The sequence below is a fragment of the Pseudobutyrivibrio sp. YE44 genome (assembly GCF_900104335.1).
In the GTDB taxonomy this organism is placed as follows: Bacteria; Bacillota; Clostridia; order Lachnospirales; family Lachnospiraceae; genus Pseudobutyrivibrio.
The window spans coordinates 24,560-40,954 of the sequence record NZ_FMXT01000002.1 but is presented as its reverse complement, the minus strand read 5'-3'; the positions used below and the strand labels follow the sequence as shown (position 1 = coordinate 40,954).

At 39.2% G+C, this 16,395-nt stretch carries 13 protein-coding genes and 1 pseudogene; 10 read left to right on the top strand and 4 right to left on the bottom strand.

What is annotated here, in order from left to right:
* Positions 1–25 precede the first annotated feature (25 nt).
* Positions 26–757 (bottom strand): trehalose operon repressor, encoded by a 732-nt coding sequence (gene treR / locus BLR54_RS04410; RefSeq protein WP_090417386.1) that lies wholly within the window; start codon positions 755–757, stop codon positions 26–28.
* 214 nt (positions 758–971) lie between these two features.
* Between treR and treP the strand changes: the two are divergent.
* The 3 genes and pseudogenes from treP to BLR54_RS04395 form a co-directional block, all read left to right on the top strand.
* Positions 972–2,402, top strand: a pseudogene (gene treP, locus BLR54_RS04405) (PTS system trehalose-specific EIIBC component); the annotation flags it as partial.
* Positions 2,403–2,411: 9 nt separating this feature from the next.
* Positions 2,412–4,055: an alpha,alpha-phosphotrehalase gene (gene treC, locus BLR54_RS04400; protein WP_090417382.1), complete on the top strand. Its 1,644-nt coding sequence runs from the start codon at positions 2,412–2,414 to the stop codon at positions 4,053–4,055.
* An 80-nt stretch (positions 4,056–4,135) separates the two neighbouring features.
* Positions 4,136–4,636: a hypothetical protein gene (locus tag BLR54_RS04395; RefSeq protein ID WP_090417380.1), complete on the top strand. Its 501-nt coding sequence runs from the start codon at positions 4,136–4,138 to the stop codon at positions 4,634–4,636.
* Positions 4,637–4,753: 117 nt separating this feature from the next.
* Here the strand turns inward: BLR54_RS04395 and BLR54_RS04390 are convergent, their stop codons facing one another.
* Together BLR54_RS04390 and BLR54_RS04385 are read right to left on the bottom strand one after the other, a co-directional pair.
* Positions 4,754–5,821 (bottom strand): PAS domain-containing protein, encoded by a 1,068-nt coding sequence (locus BLR54_RS04390; RefSeq protein ID WP_090417378.1) that lies wholly within the window; start codon positions 5,819–5,821, stop codon positions 4,754–4,756.
* Positions 5,805–6,485 carry a Crp/Fnr family transcriptional regulator gene (locus tag BLR54_RS04385; protein WP_090417376.1) on the bottom strand — a complete coding sequence of 227 codons (681 nt, stop codon included), beginning with the start codon at positions 6,483–6,485 and terminating at the stop codon, positions 5,805–5,807. Before BLR54_RS04385 ends, BLR54_RS04390 begins: the two co-directional genes overlap by 17 nt.
* 132 nt (positions 6,486–6,617) lie before the next feature.
* Between BLR54_RS04385 and hcp the strand changes: the two genes are divergently transcribed.
* The 6 genes from hcp (at position 6,618) to BLR54_RS04355 (ending at position 13,477) form a co-directional block, all read left to right on the top strand.
* Positions 6,618–8,258, top strand: a complete 1,641-nt coding sequence (gene hcp / locus BLR54_RS04380; RefSeq protein WP_090417374.1) for a hydroxylamine reductase — start codon at positions 6,618–6,620, stop codon at positions 8,256–8,258.
* A gap of 11 nt (positions 8,259–8,269) precedes the next feature.
* Positions 8,270–8,860: a hypothetical protein gene (locus BLR54_RS04375; RefSeq protein ID WP_090417372.1), complete on the top strand. Its 591-nt coding sequence runs from the start codon at positions 8,270–8,272 to the stop codon at positions 8,858–8,860.
* A 168-nt stretch (positions 8,861–9,028) separates the two neighbouring features.
* A complete protein-coding gene (locus tag BLR54_RS04370; RefSeq protein ID WP_090417371.1) occupies positions 9,029–10,588 on the top strand; it encodes a family 43 glycosylhydrolase in 1,560 nt (519 codons plus the stop codon).
* A 143-nt stretch (positions 10,589–10,731) separates the two neighbouring features.
* The gene (locus BLR54_RS04365; RefSeq protein ID WP_090417369.1) at positions 10,732–12,270 is read left to right on the top strand and encodes a glycoside hydrolase family 43 protein; all 1,539 of its coding nucleotides are present in this window, start codon (positions 10,732–10,734) and stop codon (positions 12,268–12,270) included.
* Between the two features lie 18 nt (positions 12,271–12,288).
* A complete protein-coding gene (locus BLR54_RS04360) occupies positions 12,289–13,236 on the top strand; it encodes a glycoside hydrolase family 43 protein (RefSeq protein WP_090417367.1) in 948 nt (315 codons plus the stop codon).
* Positions 13,229–13,477, top strand: a complete 249-nt coding sequence (locus tag BLR54_RS04355) for a DUF6171 family protein (protein WP_090417365.1) — start codon at positions 13,229–13,231, stop codon at positions 13,475–13,477. Before BLR54_RS04360 ends, BLR54_RS04355 begins: the two co-directional genes overlap by 8 nt.
* A 149-nt stretch (positions 13,478–13,626) precedes the next feature.
* On the opposite strand, the gene BLR54_RS04350 is transcribed toward BLR54_RS04355, so the two are convergent.
* Entirely contained in the window at positions 13,627–14,547 is a 921-nt protein-coding gene (locus BLR54_RS04350; protein WP_090417363.1) for an ArsR/SmtB family transcription factor, read from the bottom strand.
* A gap of 401 nt (positions 14,548–14,948) precedes the next feature.
* Here BLR54_RS04350 and BLR54_RS04345 point away from each other — a divergent pair, with 401 nt between their 5' ends.
* A complete protein-coding gene (locus tag BLR54_RS04345) occupies positions 14,949–16,373 on the top strand; it encodes an ABC transporter substrate-binding protein (RefSeq protein WP_090417361.1) in 1,425 nt (474 codons plus the stop codon).
* Positions 16,374–16,395: the final 22 nt, after the last annotated feature.

The following is a 16,395-nucleotide window of genomic DNA, read 5'->3' as shown; positions in this document are numbered from 1 at the left end:
AATTGAGGCTAGAGTCTTTTATGATTTAGTTCAATCGACCCTGTCTTATTGCAGTATCCATAAAGCAAAAATATTCTGGAAGATGTCGAGATTGAGTGTACTCAAACATAAGTCCCATTCCATTAAAGGTCTGGCTGGTTACAACCGCAAGACAATTATAATCACCAAGTGAAAGATGCATTTCATCCATCTCAGTGACTTTCTCAACCGTCATTTTACGTTTGCTCATACCAATTTCCATATGAAGATCGTTCTCAATATAATCATATATGGATTTGTTAGCTATTTCCTCTGTAATACCTGGTACCAAGGCTTTATCAAACATGTTTATATCCAAAATACATGGCTTTCCATCTAAAAGACGAAGTCTTTGAATATAATACAGTTCAGTTCCTTCAGCAAACCCAGTTTTCTGTGACAATCTTTTATCTGCGACAATCTCTGCAAAAAGAACAACTTTTGTGATGCTATTCAACTTATTTCTAGCAGCAGATTCTCTAAAGGTTTCGATGCCTCCAATGACAAAGCTGGCTTTTCCTATAGGTTGATATATTACTCTGACGCCAACACCATTTATAGCCTGCACATATCCGATTTCTGCAAGCTGTGAAAGGGCGCGTCTAACAGTATTTCTTGAACAATCATACACTCCGATAAGTGTATTTTCTGATGGAAGAATTGATTGATACTCGTATTCCTCAGACTCAATTTTTTCTTTAATATCCCTAAATATTTTCTCGTACTTCGATTTAGGCATTAATATTACATCCCCTCTCTACTTGTTTAAACAAGTACAATAAAAGGGTATCATATATATTGTACATATTCAAATCGTTATCACATCAATCTCTAAATGATATATTAAACAAATAAGAAAAGTGTTGACCTGTTTAAACAGGTGTGGTATAAAATAATCAAGACCTGTTTAAACAGGTATAGGAAAATGTGTTGTTTATAAAAAGGAGATTATCATGGGAAAGTTTACTGAGGAAAGCAAACAGTTGCTTAAACTTGTAGGCGGAAAGAGTAACATAGCAGCGGTTTCACACTGTGTTACACGTTTGAGATTCGTTCTCAATGATCCTGCTAAAGCAGATGTACCAGCAATCGAAAAGATTCATGGGGTAAAGGGAACCTTCACACAGGCTGGTCAGTTTCAGGTCATCATTGGCCAAGAGGTTCAAGAGTTTTACAATGATTTCACTGCAGTTGCAGGTGTTGAAGGTGTTTCTAAGGAGCAGGTGAAAAAAGCTGCTACACAGAATCAGAATCAGCTACAGAAGATTATGTCAGCAATCGCTGAGATATTTGCACCTATCATTCCAGCCCTGGTTGTTGGTGGTTTGATTTTAGGTTTCAGAAACGTTATTGGTGAAATTGATTTTGGAAATGGAACAATCGTATCACAGTCTCAGTTTTGGGCAGGTGTTCACAGCTTCTTATGGCTGATTGGTGAAGCTATTTTCCACATGCTTCCAGTAGGTATTTGTTGGTCTATCACAAAGAAGATGGGAACAACTCAGATTCTTGGTATTGTACTTGGATGTACCCTTGTTTCTGGTCAGCTTCTCAATGCGTATGGTGTTGCAGGTGCAGCAGCTGATGCTATTCCAAAGTGGGATTTTGGTTTTGCACAGGTAAATATGATTGGTTATCAGGCACAGGTTATTCCAGCAATTCTTGCAGGCTTCTGTTTGGTATTTCTTGAGAGATTTTTCAACAAGATTTGCCCAAAGGTTATTTCAATGATTGTTGTACCATTCTTCTCACTTACACTTGCAGTTATGGCATCACACTTCATTCTTGGACCTATTGGTTGGAAGATTGGTTCATGGATTTCAGCAGGTGTACACGCTGGACTTACAAGCTCACTCAACTGGTTATTTGCTGGTGTGTTTGGAATGTTCTATGCTCCACTCGTTATTACAGGACTTCATCACATGACAAATGCAATCGATACTCAGCTTGTTGCTGATTTTGGCGGAACCATTCTTTGGCCTATGATTGCACTTTCAAATATTGCTCAGGGTTCAGCTGTTCTTGGTATGATTTTCTTACAGAAAAAGAATGCTAAGTCTCAGGAGGTTTCTATTCCAGCATGTATTTCATGTTACCTTGGTGTTACAGAGCCAGCTATGTTTGGTGTTAACGTAAAATATGGATTCCCATTTATTAGCGCTATGATTGGTTCATGTATTGCAGCTATTATTTCTGTTGGTAGCGGTGTAATGGCCAACTCAATTGGTGTTGGTGGAATTCCTGGAATCTTATCAATTCAGACCAGATTTATGGGAATGTTTGCACTTTCAATGCTTGTATCTATAGTTGTACCATTTGCACTTACTGTAATTGTAGGAAAGAAAAAGCTCACAACTGAAGATTTATACGGAGCAAGAGAGGAATAAAAATAGATGTTAAATTTCAAAGATAAAGTAGTTTATCAAATATATCCTAAATCATTTTATGATACAAATGGAGATGGCTGGGGGGACTTAAATGGAGTCACTGCAAAGCTTGATTACCTTAAGGAATTAGGTATCGATTATATCTGGCTTACACCATTCTTTGTATCTCCTCAGAGAGATAATGGTTATGATATTGCAGACTACAGAGCCGTGGATGAAAGATTTGGAACCATGGCAGATTTTGAAAACTTAACAAAAGAAGCTGAGGTTCGCGGTATCGGGGTGATGCTTGATATGGTGTTTAATCACACTTCCACCGAGCATCAATGGTTTAAACGAGCTTTGGCCGGGGAAAAAGAGTTTCAAGATTACTACAAGTTTGTGGATGGGGAACCTGATTCTCCACCTACAAACTGGGTTTCAAAATTTGGAGGAAATGCCTGGGAATATGTTCCAAGTCTAGGTAAATGGTATTTACATCTCTTTGATGTTACTCAGGCAGATCTTAACTGGGAGAATCCTAAGGTTCGAAAAGAATTAAAAGATGTTGTTCTTTTCTGGAAGTCTAAGGGTGTTAGCGGATTTAGATTTGATGTAATAAATCTTATTTCAAAGCCTGATACCTTAGAGGATGATAGCCAGGGAGATGGAAGACGTTTCTATACGGATGGCCCTAGAGTTCATGAATATCTTAAGGAGCTTGTGGCAGACACAGGCATAGAAGATATGATAACAGTTGGTGAAATGTCTTCAACCTCAATCGATAATTGTATTAAGTATTCAAATCCAGATGAAAAAGAACTGGCAATGACTTTTAGTTTCCATCATCTTAAAGTGGATTATAAGGATGGGGACAAGTGGTCCCTTATGCCTTATGACAAGATATCTTTTAAAAAGCTCTTTAAAGATTGGCAAGAACAGATGACAGCAAAAAATGGTTGGAATGCTTTGTTTCTAACCAATCATGATCAGCCAAGAATTATCTCTCGTTTTGGAAATGAGGATAAATATTGGAAGGAATCTGGAAAGCTTTTTGGCGGATTGATTCATCTTATGAGAGGTACTCCTTATGTATATCAGGGTGAAGAAATCGGCATGCTGAATACTCACTTCACAGATATTAATCAGTATAAGGATGTGGAAAGTCTTAATTATTACAATATTCTTCTTGAACAGGGGAAGAGCAGCACAGAGGCACTTGATATAATTAATCAGCGATCTAGAGACAACTGTCGCACGCCTATGCAGTGGGATTCTTCTGATAATGATGGCTTCTCTACAGGAAATCCTTGGATTCAAGTTCCAAAGTTTGGTAAAGCAATTACTGTGGAGTCGCAGGTTGACGATGAAGATTCAATTCTCGCATTTTATAAAAAGCTTATAGCTCTCAGAAAGGACTATGAAATCATCTCAAATGGAGATGTGAGCTTTGATTTAGAGGTTCCAGAACAGGTTGTAAGCTTTAAGCGAAGCCTTGATGGACAAGAGCTTCTTGTATACGGAAATCTTGGTGAAGATGATATAGAGATTTCTTTGGAATCAGATTTGTCCAAGGGAAAGTTGCTTATAAGCAATTATGGTGAGAATAAGGTTAATCTAGCATCATCATTAATACTGAGACCCTATGAGCTACTTGTGGTAATAATATAATTAAACTTCAACCTTCGGCCTAAAAAGTGTAAAATTAATCATAGAGTTAATTGTCTAGTTTTTTGCGAAGGGGGACACTCATGCAGGAAAAGCTTAAAAAGATTAAGGTTCTATTTGGGGATGTTGACAACACTTTGCTTTGCCTTAAGATGTACAACGAAGAGGGCAAGCGTGTAGTTGGTTTTGAGAGTCCAGAGGATTGGCTTAAGTACAACATTAATCACAATGCTTACATCAAATGTCAGGCTCCTAGAGGTGTAAAGAATCTAATTGATGATTTGCACTTTAAGCAGGGAGTTAAGATTTACGGACTTACTGAGTGCAGCAATTCCTTTGAATATAATTCTAAGTACAATCGCTTGAGAGAATGTTATCCAGGTGTGTTCGAACATCATGGAGATTTGATTTCTACTGAGAGCCGCCACAAAAAGGTTCTGATTATGAAGATGATTGCAGAACGTGATGGCTTCAACATGGATGAAATTATGTTTATTGACGATAGCTACACAGAAATAATGGAGGCCTTTGGAGCTGGCATTCTGTCTATGCATACAACAGAGGTTATGGAGCGTTTTATGTAGGGGCTTAGCCATTTAAGTAATAGTAAAAACAGTATAGTATCAAATTATGAAGACAAGGGCGTCTGCTAGAAATAGCAGGCGCCTTATTGCATTTTTTGGGGAGGGTTATTATTGTTTTTATTTGGAGAAGTGTTTTTCCGCGAAGCCCATAGGCTGTACACATTCAAGAGTGCCTACGTAGTTGTGGTTTTTATCGCGAACCGCCATATATCTAATTAGTACAGCTTGGTTATCACGGTTGCTCCATATTTCGATACAGTCTCTAGTTCCAGCTTTGAAATCAGCAATAATAGAGCGGACCATTGGGTCAAACTTAGGTGGATGACAAGTGTAAACTTCTCTATCAAGAGCCGTTAGCGGTCGCTTGAAAAGCTTCATATCGTCACCGTCATTAAAATATCTATTTATATCATTTTCATCAACGAAAGTAAGCTCTATAGGAATAGTGTTAAGCATGGCATCTAGCTGATATGGAGTGAGGTGCCCAGATGGAAGATTGATTTCTTCATCAGTTTGCACCAAGTCCTTGATATTTTTCTTTGGAGTAGCTTTTTCCCATAATGGACGCTTTTCTATAAGGCAAGGCTTGTAGTCGTCAAAATCTCTTGCGATATCCTGCCATTCTTCCTCAGAAAAATTCTTAGCGCAAAGTGGAAGAAGAATATTCTCTTCTTTGTAAATCATTTCTTCTGCTCTAGTGACAACTGCATCGAGTCTATCATTCCAGTCATTATCGTCTAAAAGTGAAGGGAAATCTTTCGCACTATTGGAAAGGGTTTTCATCTCATCGCGAATTTCATCATCTACTGACCACATTACATCAGATGGTCCTACAAAATGATATTTAAGTTTGAGAAGAGGATAGAGCAAGTCACCTTTTTCAGCATAATGAATTGCTAATTCTCTAGCTTTATCCAAGGTTGGAATAAGATTTTCACGGTTTTCCATAGCACTTCTTAGTTCTTTAAGTGCCTCTGAAATAGCCTCATTTTCAAGTGCAAAAATACTTAAAGGGTGGTTTTCAATCTGCTTAAGGATATGATATTGCTCATCAGCACCGTCTTGTCTCTTTAATGGAGCAGCCTTTACCTTTGAGCCGATACCCATTCCATAGCTCTCATTTTTTAATGTCTCAGCTACAGCCTTTTCTGCATTATCCAACTTTTTATCAATTCTTTTTTCCATAATTCACTTCCTTCACGATAAACGTATCTTTATCAAAATCTATAATTCCATCATCCCTCATTTTTGAGAGCTCACGAATCATTGCGCTTCGATTTACAGACAAATATTCGGCGAGAGCAACTCTTGAAAGAGGGGAGTTCACATATTTAGAATTCTGTTCTTGGGCAAGTTGTGAAATGTATGCTAAGAGCTTTTCCCTAATGCTGCCCTTGGAGAGAATTTCTATTTTATTAATGAATTTCTGATTCTTCATTCCGAGTAAATGAAATAGGTTTGTTGCTATCTGGCTATGAAAAGCACAGGCGTTAGGGCAGTTATGAATAATATTTGATGCTGCAAGAAACAAAACTTTGGTTTCTTCAGCTGCCTTAAATATAACAGATGAAGAAATATCCTTTTGAACAGCAAAGCTTTCTCCAAATAATTCACCTGGACCAAAGAATGTAAACAGGGAACTATTGCCCCAAATATCTTCTTTTATCATATGTACACTTCCATATAGAACAATGCCAACATATGGAATATTGTCTGTTTCCATATAGATTGTTTGTCCTTTTTTATAATCCTTTTTGAAAGAACGGATGCATACTAGTAGTTTATCCAAGTCTGCATTCTTGATATTCTCAAAAAGCTCCACATTGTTATAAGCGATTTCAGTATTCATAGCTTTCACCTGCCTATCCATATACTACCTTAATAATACAATTCTAAGAGTTGCATTTGCAACTATTTTGATATTGATTTGGGATTATAGTGCTAGGCATGAACAAAAAACAGGTTTCAAAGGAGTCGAACAATGGAAAATAAAATGTTTTGTTATCAATGTCAGGAAACTGCTGGTTGTAGCGGTTGCACAATGTCTGGTGTATGTGGAAAGAAGCCAGAGGTTGCTAACTTACAGGATTTATTAGTGTATGTTACGAAGGGACTTTCTGCTGTAACTACAGCACTTCGTAATGAGGGTAAGGAAGTATCAGAAAATGTAAACCATCTTGTATCAGTTAATCTATTTACTACAATTACAAATGCAAACTTTGATTACGATGCAATAACTGCAAAGGTAGAAGAATCTTTGGAAATCAAAGAGGAGTTACTTGCTCAGCTCAGTGATGAGGCTAAAGCTGGTCTTCCTGAGGCTGCCTTATGGAATGGAAACAAGTATGAGTTTGATGCAAAGGCAAAGACAGTAGGTGTTCTTTCAACAGAAAATGAAGATATCCGTTCATTAAGAGAACTTATAACATATGGTCTTAAGGGGCTTGCTGCATATTCAAAGCATGCAAACGCACTTCTTAAGGATAATACCGAAGTAGATGCATTTTTGCAGAAAGCTCTTGCGGCAACACTTGATGATAGTCTTTCAATAGATGATTTAGTTACACTTACACTTGAAACAGGAAAATATGGTGTTGATGGAATGGCTCTTCTTGATGAGGCAAATACATCAGCATATGGAAATCCTGAAATCACACAGGTAAATATTGGTGTAAGAAATAATCCTGGTATTCTTATTTCAGGTCATGATCTTAAGGATTTGGAAATGCTTTTAGAGCAGACAAAGGGAACAGGTGTGGACGTATATACTCATTCAGAAATGCTTCCAGCTCACTATTATCCATTCTTTAAGAAATATGATAATTTTGCAGGAAATTACGGTAATGCATGGTGGAAGCAAAAGGAAGAATTTTCAAGCTTCAATGGACCAATTCTTATGACTACAAACTGTATAGTTCCACCAGCCGATTCTTATAAGGATAGAATGTTCACAACCGGAGCTACAGGATATCCTGGTTGCAAGCATATCGATGGAGAGTACGGCCAGATTAAGGATTTCTCTGAGATCATTGAGCTTGCAAAGACTTGCCAGCCTCCAACAGAAATTGAGACTGGTACAATCACTGGAGGTTTTGCTCATGAGCAGGTATTCGCTCTTGCAGACACAGTTGTAGAAGCTGTAAAGAGCGGTGCAATCAAGAAGTTCGTTGTTATGGCTGGATGTGATGGGCGTGCTAAGAGCAGAAGTTATTATTCAGAATTTGCACAGGCTCTTCCAAAGGATACTGTAATCCTTACAGCAGGTTGTGCTAAATACAAATATAACAAGCTTGATTTAGGTGATATTGGAGGAATTCCAAGAGTATTAGATGCAGGTCAGTGTAACGATTCTTATTCACTTGCCCTTATTGCTCTTAAGCTTAAGGAAGTGTTTGAGCTTGATGATGTAAATGATCTTCCAATTGTTTACAACATCTCATGGTACGAGCAGAAGGCTGTAATCGTTCTTCTTGCGCTTCTTTACCTTGGGGTGAAGAACATCCACCTTGGACCAACACTTCCAGCATTCCTTTCACCAAATGTAGCTAATGTATTAGTAGAGAATTTTGGTATTGCTGGAATTACAAATGTTGAAGACGACATCAAGACATTGATTGGTTAGGAGGATAGAAGATGAGTGCATTTTTAGGACCTATACATTCTCTAATGTACAATAGAATCATCACTATGCAAAAGGTGATAAATGCTCTTGCTGATTTATCAAAATCAGAGGGATGGAATATCGATAATACGAATTATGTTATTGAAGAGTTTCCTCCAATAGAAGAGGTTGTGGATTTAGGCAATATTCATGCCTCTCTATCTAATCTGGTTGAAGGAGCAGAAGAAAGATTTGCTGGTATAGTTGCAACTATTATGAAGGATAGCCCTTCAAGATTAGGGAAGATTGAAACTTCTGTTAAGGCTACAGGCTCATCAATGAAGTTTGATGAAGTAAATAGTCCAGAGGAAATCTGTATTAGACTGCAAGAAATTCTGCTTGATGGTATGCCATGTGATAGGGCTACAATGGTAAATCAGAATTCCGATGGCAGTTTTGAAATAATCAGAACTATGGATCTTCATTCTGGTTATTTTGAAGCTGTTGGTATAGATGGAGATATATACTTTAAGTTGCTTAAAGATTTTGTGGAGGGATTATTATCTGAGACATCAGTTAACATTTCTGGTGATTTCAAGAAAAACATAATAGTTTCTAAGTAGACTCTTGGTTGAAGTAGAAGTTCCAAGGATAGATATTGAGTTTATAGGATGAATCAGGTACCTAGCAACAGACGCTGGGTACTTTTTTATTGCCAACTCCTTTTAAGAATGATATAAATGATATTAAAATAGTTTATAGAATTCTAAAGTAATGCTAAGGGGGCAATTATGAGGAGAAGAATGTTGGCTGTTGGGGCAGCTTTGTTATTGGGGGTAAGTGTCACAGGATGCGGAGCGCCAAAGGAAGTGAGTGTGGAAAAATGCGCTACGGGAAATCCTATGGTAGCAGACAATCAAAATATCCTGTATGGTGGTGACCCATCGGTTCTTGTGGATGGGGACACGGTGTATCTTTACACAGGTCACGATGCATCCACAGATGAGGAGGTTAAGAAATCAATCTACAATATTCCAGAGTATCTTTGCTATTCTTCAAAGGATATGGTGAACTGGACTGCTGAGGGTGTGGTAATGTCCATGACAGATGTTAAGTGGGATAGCAACGACACTAGTGCCTGGGCATCGCAGGTTATGAAGCACAAAGATCCTTCGGATGGTAAGGACAAGTATTATCTTTATTACTGCAGCTGGGACAAGACTGGAAAGCAGTGTATAGGAGTTGCTGTTTCCGATTCTCCGACAGGTCAGTTTGTAGATATTGGAGAGCCGCTTGTGAAAAGCACAGTCACAAAGCCTAACACCAGCACTTTCAATGATATTGATCCAACAGCTTGGATTGAGACAGATGATGAGGGCGTGGAGCATCGCTATCTTGCCTGGGGTAATGGCATGTTTTTCGTGTGCGAACTCAATGAGGATATGATATCTGTAAAGGATGTCAATGGAGACAGAAAAATTACAAATGGCAAGACACCAGGAGAGGACGATATAATCACACGAACTGCAGGCTTAGACAGTTACACGGAAGCACCTTGGATTTATAGACGAAGCGATGGACAGGGCAACTACGAGGGGCCATATTATCTTTTCTTTGCCCATCAGTGGAGAGAGTGTATGGCATATGCTACCACAGATGATTTGATTTCTGGAAAGTGGAGCAAGACACAGATGATTATGACTCCAACGGCCACCTCAAACACAAATCACATGGCTGTATTCGATTTTAAGGGAAAGACTTATTTTGTATATCATAATGGTTCTCTTCCTGCAGGCAGTGGCTTTAGAAGATGTGCTTGTGTGGTGGAGCTAAAGTTTAATGAGGATGGCTCTATAGAAATGTTTGAGGAAAGTGCAGCAGGCTTGGATGGAAAGAAGAGTAGCATCGCTACACTTGATGGCAAAAGCTATGTGGCTCACGAAAGCTTTGTGAATTCAAATGCTGATGCAGACTACCCATATAAGGATGTTAAGCTTGTGGCTTCTGAGGATTTGGATTCAAAAGATAGTCAGTGGGTGATTCGTCCAGGAAAGGCAGACGCTGAAAACGAAGCCTATGTTTCTATTGAATCGGAGAACAAGCCTGGCTTATACGTAAATACGAATTCAGGTGGTACGGTAACACTCTGTCAGGATACAAAAGCCAGCGAACAATCAGCTAAGAACCAGACATTCAAAACAGTGGAAGGATTAGCTGATAAAAAGGCTGTTAGTTTTGAGAGTGTGGCGCAGCCAGGAAAATATCTTACGCTTGTTGATGGAGAACTGACTCTTTCGGATGGCAAAGACAAAGCTGCTTCAACCTTCCAAATTAAGGGCGTAGAAGATTAGTTTAGAAATTGCTAAAATAATTATTGTAAAATTAAATAAATTCTGATATATTTTAACTAGCCAATTTATTGGCTAGTTATTTTCGTCTAAGCATTTATAAAGGGGCTTGATGCTTAGGACCAATTTTTATAGGAGGAGAATGCATGAAAAGAATACTTTCATGCGTTTTAGCTGTTTCTATGGCAGGTGGTCTTATGGCTTGTTCAGGCTCTGAATCTAAAGTTAAAAACTACACGGTAAGCTATGATGGCATTGCCACAGGCGACGTTTCTTCGGGCGTTTCTGTCCATGACCCATCCATATTAGAAGCAGATGGAACGTATTATATTTATGGTTCACATATGACTTGCGCCAAAAGTGATGACCTTTTAAATTGGAAGAAGGTTGCTGATGGCTACAACAAAACTAATCCTGTATATGGCCAGATATATGAAGTGGCTGACAAAGCCTTTGCATATTCTGGAAACAAGGATAGCATAATTAAAACCGATGATGGAAAGACTCATGTATGGGCACCAGATGTTATTTATAACGAGGCAATGGGAAAATATGTAATGTACTATTGCACAACCAGTACCTTCAATGCATCTAACCTGTGCTTTGGAACCAGTGACAGTCCTGAGGGTCCCTTTGAATGGCAAGGGGCTCTTATATATTCAGGCTTTACCAACAAAAATATAGATGCCACTGATGTACTTGATTATGTGGATGAAGACTATGCTAAAAAACACTATATAAAAGCCGGTGCCTATAATTACGAGGATTATCCAAACGCCATTGACCCAACTGTTTTCTATGATAAGGATGGCAGAATGTGGATGACCTATGGATCTTGGTCTGGTGGAATTTATCTTTTAGAGCTGGACCCAGAAACGGGGCTTGTTATTCATCCTGAAGCTGATGAAGCAAACAGAGTGGATGCTTATTTTGGTAAGAAGTTAATTGGCGGAGGCCATATTTCCATCGAGGGACCTTATATCATGTATGATCAGACCACAGATTACTATTATCTGTTTGTAAGTTATGGTGGCCTCACCAGTAATGGTGGATATCAGATGAGAGTTTTCCGTTCTAAGACCGTAGACGGAGATTATGTTGATATGAAGGATGCCTTTCCTGAAAAGAGTGCTATGCATCAGGATTTTGGCTTGAAGCTTTCTGGAAACTATAAGCTACCTAGTCTTGAAAAGGCATATATGGCTACTGGTCACAATTCTGCTTTTATCGACAAGGATGGGCGAGAGTATGTGGTGTATCATACACGCTTTAATGATGGCGGAGAGGGACATTCACCTAGAGTACATCAGATTTTGATGAATGAAGAGGGCTGGCCATGCGAGCTTCCTTACCAGACTCAGGGGGAGACTGTTTCTGAATCAGGGTATGAGAAAGAACAAGTTGTTGGAAGATATTATGTAATCAATCAAGGCACTGATATTTCCAGTGATATTGCAAATCCTTTCATAGTTTATCTAAACAAGGATGGAAGCTGTGATGGCAAGGATATAACTGGAACTTGGGAAATGAAGGATGGAAGCTATTACATGAAAATCAAGCTTTTAGACAAAGAATACAGTGGAGTATTTTGCCAGATGAAGGACGAGGCAGGAACTGACTGTATGACATTTTCAGCTGTAGGAGAGAATGAGACAATTATGGCTGTTAAATATTTAAATGATTAATAGGGAGATTTATAAATAATGGACAAAAATTTTCAATATAATAAACCGTGGATTTTACAGCGTGCAGATCCTTACGTTTATAAGCATACAGATGGAAAGTATTATTTTACCGCTTCGGTACCTGAATATGATAAGATAGTTTTACGTTGCAGCGATACCTTAGAGGGATTGAAGGATGCACCGGAGCTAGAGGTATGGCACAAGCATGACCGTGGTCCTATGTCTAAGCATATTTGGGCTCCAGAGATTCATTATCTTTTTGGTAAATGGTATATATATTTTGCAGGCAGCGATGTGGATGATATATGGGCGCTTCGTCCATACGTATTAGAGTGCCAGGGGCCTGATCCAATGAAGCACCCATGGATTGAAAAAGGTAAAATCCAAAGAGCTGCTACGGACGAGTTTTCCTTTGAGGCATTCTCGTTAGATGCCACAGTTTTTGAAAATAAGGGCCAGTGGTATTATATATGGGCAGAGAAGGTTGGAGTGGGAAAGCAAATCTCTAATCTTTATATAGCACGTATGGAAAATGGATACACTTTGGCTACAGACCAAGTGCTTCTTACTACGCCTGACTATGATTGGGAGCGTCATGGCTTTTGGGTTAACGAAGGTCCAGCCATTATCAAGCGTGATGGCAAAATATTTATGACCTATTCAGCCAGCGACACAGGAATTAACTATTGCATGGGGATGCTTACAGCTGACGAGGATAGTGATTTGTTAGACCCTCTCTCTTGGAAGAAGGAGAGATATCCTGTACTTAAGTCTTCATCAGAGCATGTGGTATATGGTCCGGGTCACAACTCCTTTACAAAGGATAAAGATGGAAATGATATATTGGTATATCATGCCCGCACAGAAACAGAGATAGTAGGTGACCCATTATACAATCCTAATCGTCACGCCATGCTTATGAAATTTGAATTTGTAAATGGAAGACCAGTATTTGACTATGATTGAAAACAGAGTTTGTACCAGATGTCTGCTTCGAGATATGATTGATGCAGACACAGCAATGATTGAAAAATATAAGAGTGCACTAAAACTTGAGGATATGGTAAGCGACGACGAGTACGAGCGTCGCTTATCTGTCTGTAAGGAATGCGAAAAACTCAACGAAGGCACCTGCATGGCCTGCGGATGCTACGTAGAGCTTCGCGCCACGGCCAAGATATCTAGGTGTCCTCGTAAACGCTGGTAAAGTAAAAGCCTTTAGTAGTTCACAATCTGACGATAAGCCGGTAGTCAACAAGCTCATAGGTATCTCAAGAGAAACATTTCTCGTTGAGCGGAGATATCTATGGCTTGTAGGCGTAACCGGCGGTGCCTTGTGAGCGTAACTAAAGGCTCTTAGTTTATTGGCATATAGTTCATGGATACGCGGATATCTTGTCCGTAGTTTCCGAAGCTCTTTCCGAAGAGGGTAAGGCCGCCAACGTGCTCGGCATCATCCTCTACTGAAATTCTAAAGTCAAGTGGCTGTCCCTGCTTAAGCTTTAAGTCATCAATGGTAACATCAGAAATCTGGAGACCATCAATAAAGGTACCGTGACGGTTAATAACAAGAAGCTTTAACAGTCCATACTGATTCCAGTTTGGTGGCCACCAATCAGGGGTGAACATTCCAAGAATATCTCCACCAAAATCTCCAGGGCTTGTCCACATTCCAAGCTTTGTTCCATTTAATGAAAAGCTAATATCTGAAGGCCAGTTGTTGTCGATGCCTGGTGCCTCAGAGGAAATCTCAAAGGAGATGGAAATCTGAGTGATTTTGTTGTTGCTAGGAATAAGGTTTGGAAGGGAGTATTCAACAAATCCCTTTGTAAACCACATGATGTCGGCGTTGAAACGATCAGGATGGCTGAAGTATCTAACGTCGTCGATTTCACCAATAACATTTGTGGAATTTGCAAGCCCACAGGTAGGGCAGACATCGTATTTTGAGAACTGTCCAACCTTAATATCTGTTGTGAAGGCATTAGATAAATCTAGTGGCTTTTCAATTTCAACAACGATTTTATCCTGAATAACTGAACAAATCTTTGAGTTGCCGTGACTGGCTGATTCGTTTGATGTGGAAATAAGTCCACATTCTTCTAATTTCTTAATATGACCTGTGAGAGCGCCGTTGCTAAGATTAAGCTGTGTAGCAAGCTGGTTCATGCTCATGTGGTCGTTTTCTAATAGTATGTTTAAAATCTGGATGCGCACGTCTGAGCCTAAGGCTTTAAATAGTTCTAGTCCTTCGTCCAGAGAAGTGATATGTATCATCCTGCTGCTCCTTCTTTAGTATGATAAAGTATTACATACAATTATAAAAATAATGTAATTGTATGTCAATAAAACCTTGACTTTTTCAATCGAATATTTTAATTAAAACTAAAAATAACGTTACTATTTACAGTTAATCTAGAGTTAACTGTATCGATTTAGTGAAAATACCCAAAATAATTATGTTCAATTTGTGTATAATAAAAGAATAACCAAAATAGTTTAGAAATATCTAAAATAATTATTGACTTAGTAAATTGCCCGTCTTATTATAATTACATAATCGTTAATGAGTTTCACGGAAACGTCTTTAACTTACAACTATCAAGCCTCAGTTGGAAGTTGGGGATTCTGGAAACTGATAAACAACACATTTCTTTTTTAAAACAAGGAGGAGAAGAATGAAGAAGAAATTGCTTAGTGCATTACTTTGCACATCAATGGCAGCTAGCTTATTCGTTGGTTGCGGGGGCGCATCAGAGGGTGGCGTTGACCCAGATGCAGAAGCTACAGAAGAGGAAGCTGCTGAGTCAGCAGAAGCTGAGGTAGTAACAAACACATTTGGTGATCCAAACGGAACTCACCTTGATATGTGGACATTCGTAGAACTTCACGGACAGCACTACGGTGTTATGGCTGAGGAGTGGAACAAGCAGCATCCAGATAACACAATCGAGATTACATGTACAACATATCCATATGGTGATATGCATACAAAGCTTCTTACAGCTCTTGAGGCTGGAACAGGAGCACCAGACATCTGTGATGTTGAGGTTGGACAGTTCCCTAACGTAGTTGAAGGTCTTGATCAGTGGTTAGTACCACTTAATGACTACGCAAAGGATTATCTTGATACAATGGTTACTTCAAGAATGGAGACATACCAGGGTTCAGACGGAAATTATTACGGCGCGCCATATCACGTAGGTGCAACAGTAATGTACTATAACGTAGCTGCAATGTCAGAAGCTTTAGGTCTTTCACAGGAAGATACAATCGCTAAGATTGATGCAGTTAAGACTTGGGATGATTACGCAAAGCTCGGTGAAGAGTATGTAGCCGCTGTTAACGAAGAAGGCAAGTACTGGACATCAGTTGATACAGGCGGAACAGATTGGCTCTGGCTTGCAATGGCAGAGAATGGTGATGATTGGACAGGCGGTTTTGATAGCAAAGCAAATGTAAACATTTCTTCTGTAAAGGATATGCTTACAATGCAGCAGGATTGGTTAAAGAGCGGTCTTGCAGAGGTTTCTCCAGATGGTCACGTAGACCTTGAAGCTGGTTTCCAGAACATCATGGATAGAAACATCGTTTCCTTCCCTAAGGCTATGTGGTACATGTCACGTTTCACAAACTACATGCCAGAGGAGTCAGGTAACTGGTATATTGCAAAGTGTCCTGTATTCAAGGCTGGTCAGAAGTGCTCAGTTGGTATCGGTGGTACAGGTACAGTCGTAACACAGCAGTCTGAGAACCAGGAACTTGCAGCAGAGTTCACATGCTGGGCAAAGATGTCAGCAGAAGGTGAGCAGCATATCTGGGATACACTTGGATTTGATGTTTGTAACGCAGCTCTTTGGGATGATGATGCTTTCGCACATGACGACAACAACCAGTACAACAAGTTCTTCATCAACTATCCATACGATGTATTAAACGATATCGGAATGGACAACATTGGTAAGATTTCAGTTGTATCTATCAGCCCAACAATCAACGAGTACATGTGTACAACTACACTCAACCAGGTTCTTGAAGATCCTGATTACTCAGTAGAGGATGCGTTGAAGGAATGCCAAGACGCAGTTGACATGGAACAGTAATGAGGAAATGATATGGATATAA

Bases quoted from the DNA above. Each gene is read 5' to 3' on its own strand.
- treR (WP_090417386.1), bottom strand. From the start codon at position 757: ATGCCTAAATCGAAGTACGAGAAAATATTTAGGGATATTAAAGAAAAA.
- treC (WP_090417382.1), top strand. From the start codon at position 2,412: ATGTTAAATTTCAAAGATAAAGTAGTTTATCAAATATATCCTAAATCA.
- BLR54_RS04395 (WP_090417380.1), top strand. From the start codon at position 4,136: ATGCAGGAAAAGCTTAAAAAGATTAAGGTTCTATTTGGGGATGTTGAC.
- BLR54_RS04390 (WP_090417378.1), bottom strand. From the start codon at position 5,821: ATGGAAAAAAGAATTGATAAAAAGTTGGATAATGCAGAAAAGGCTGTA.
- BLR54_RS04385 (WP_090417376.1), bottom strand. From the start codon at position 6,485: ATGAATACTGAAATCGCTTATAACAATGTGGAGCTTTTTGAGAATATC.
- hcp (WP_090417374.1), top strand. From the start codon at position 6,618: ATGGAAAATAAAATGTTTTGTTATCAATGTCAGGAAACTGCTGGTTGT.
- BLR54_RS04375 (WP_090417372.1), top strand. From the start codon at position 8,270: ATGAGTGCATTTTTAGGACCTATACATTCTCTAATGTACAATAGAATC.
- BLR54_RS04370 (WP_090417371.1), top strand. From the start codon at position 9,029: ATGAGGAGAAGAATGTTGGCTGTTGGGGCAGCTTTGTTATTGGGGGTA.
- BLR54_RS04365 (WP_090417369.1), top strand. From the start codon at position 10,732: ATGAAAAGAATACTTTCATGCGTTTTAGCTGTTTCTATGGCAGGTGGT.
- BLR54_RS04360 (WP_090417367.1), top strand. From the start codon at position 12,289: ATGGACAAAAATTTTCAATATAATAAACCGTGGATTTTACAGCGTGCA.
- BLR54_RS04355 (WP_090417365.1), top strand. From the start codon at position 13,229: ATGATTGAAAACAGAGTTTGTACCAGATGTCTGCTTCGAGATATGATT.
- BLR54_RS04350 (WP_090417363.1), bottom strand. From the start codon at position 14,547: ATGATACATATCACTTCTCTGGACGAAGGACTAGAACTATTTAAAGCC.
- BLR54_RS04345 (WP_090417361.1), top strand. From the start codon at position 14,949: ATGAAGAAGAAATTGCTTAGTGCATTACTTTGCACATCAATGGCAGCT.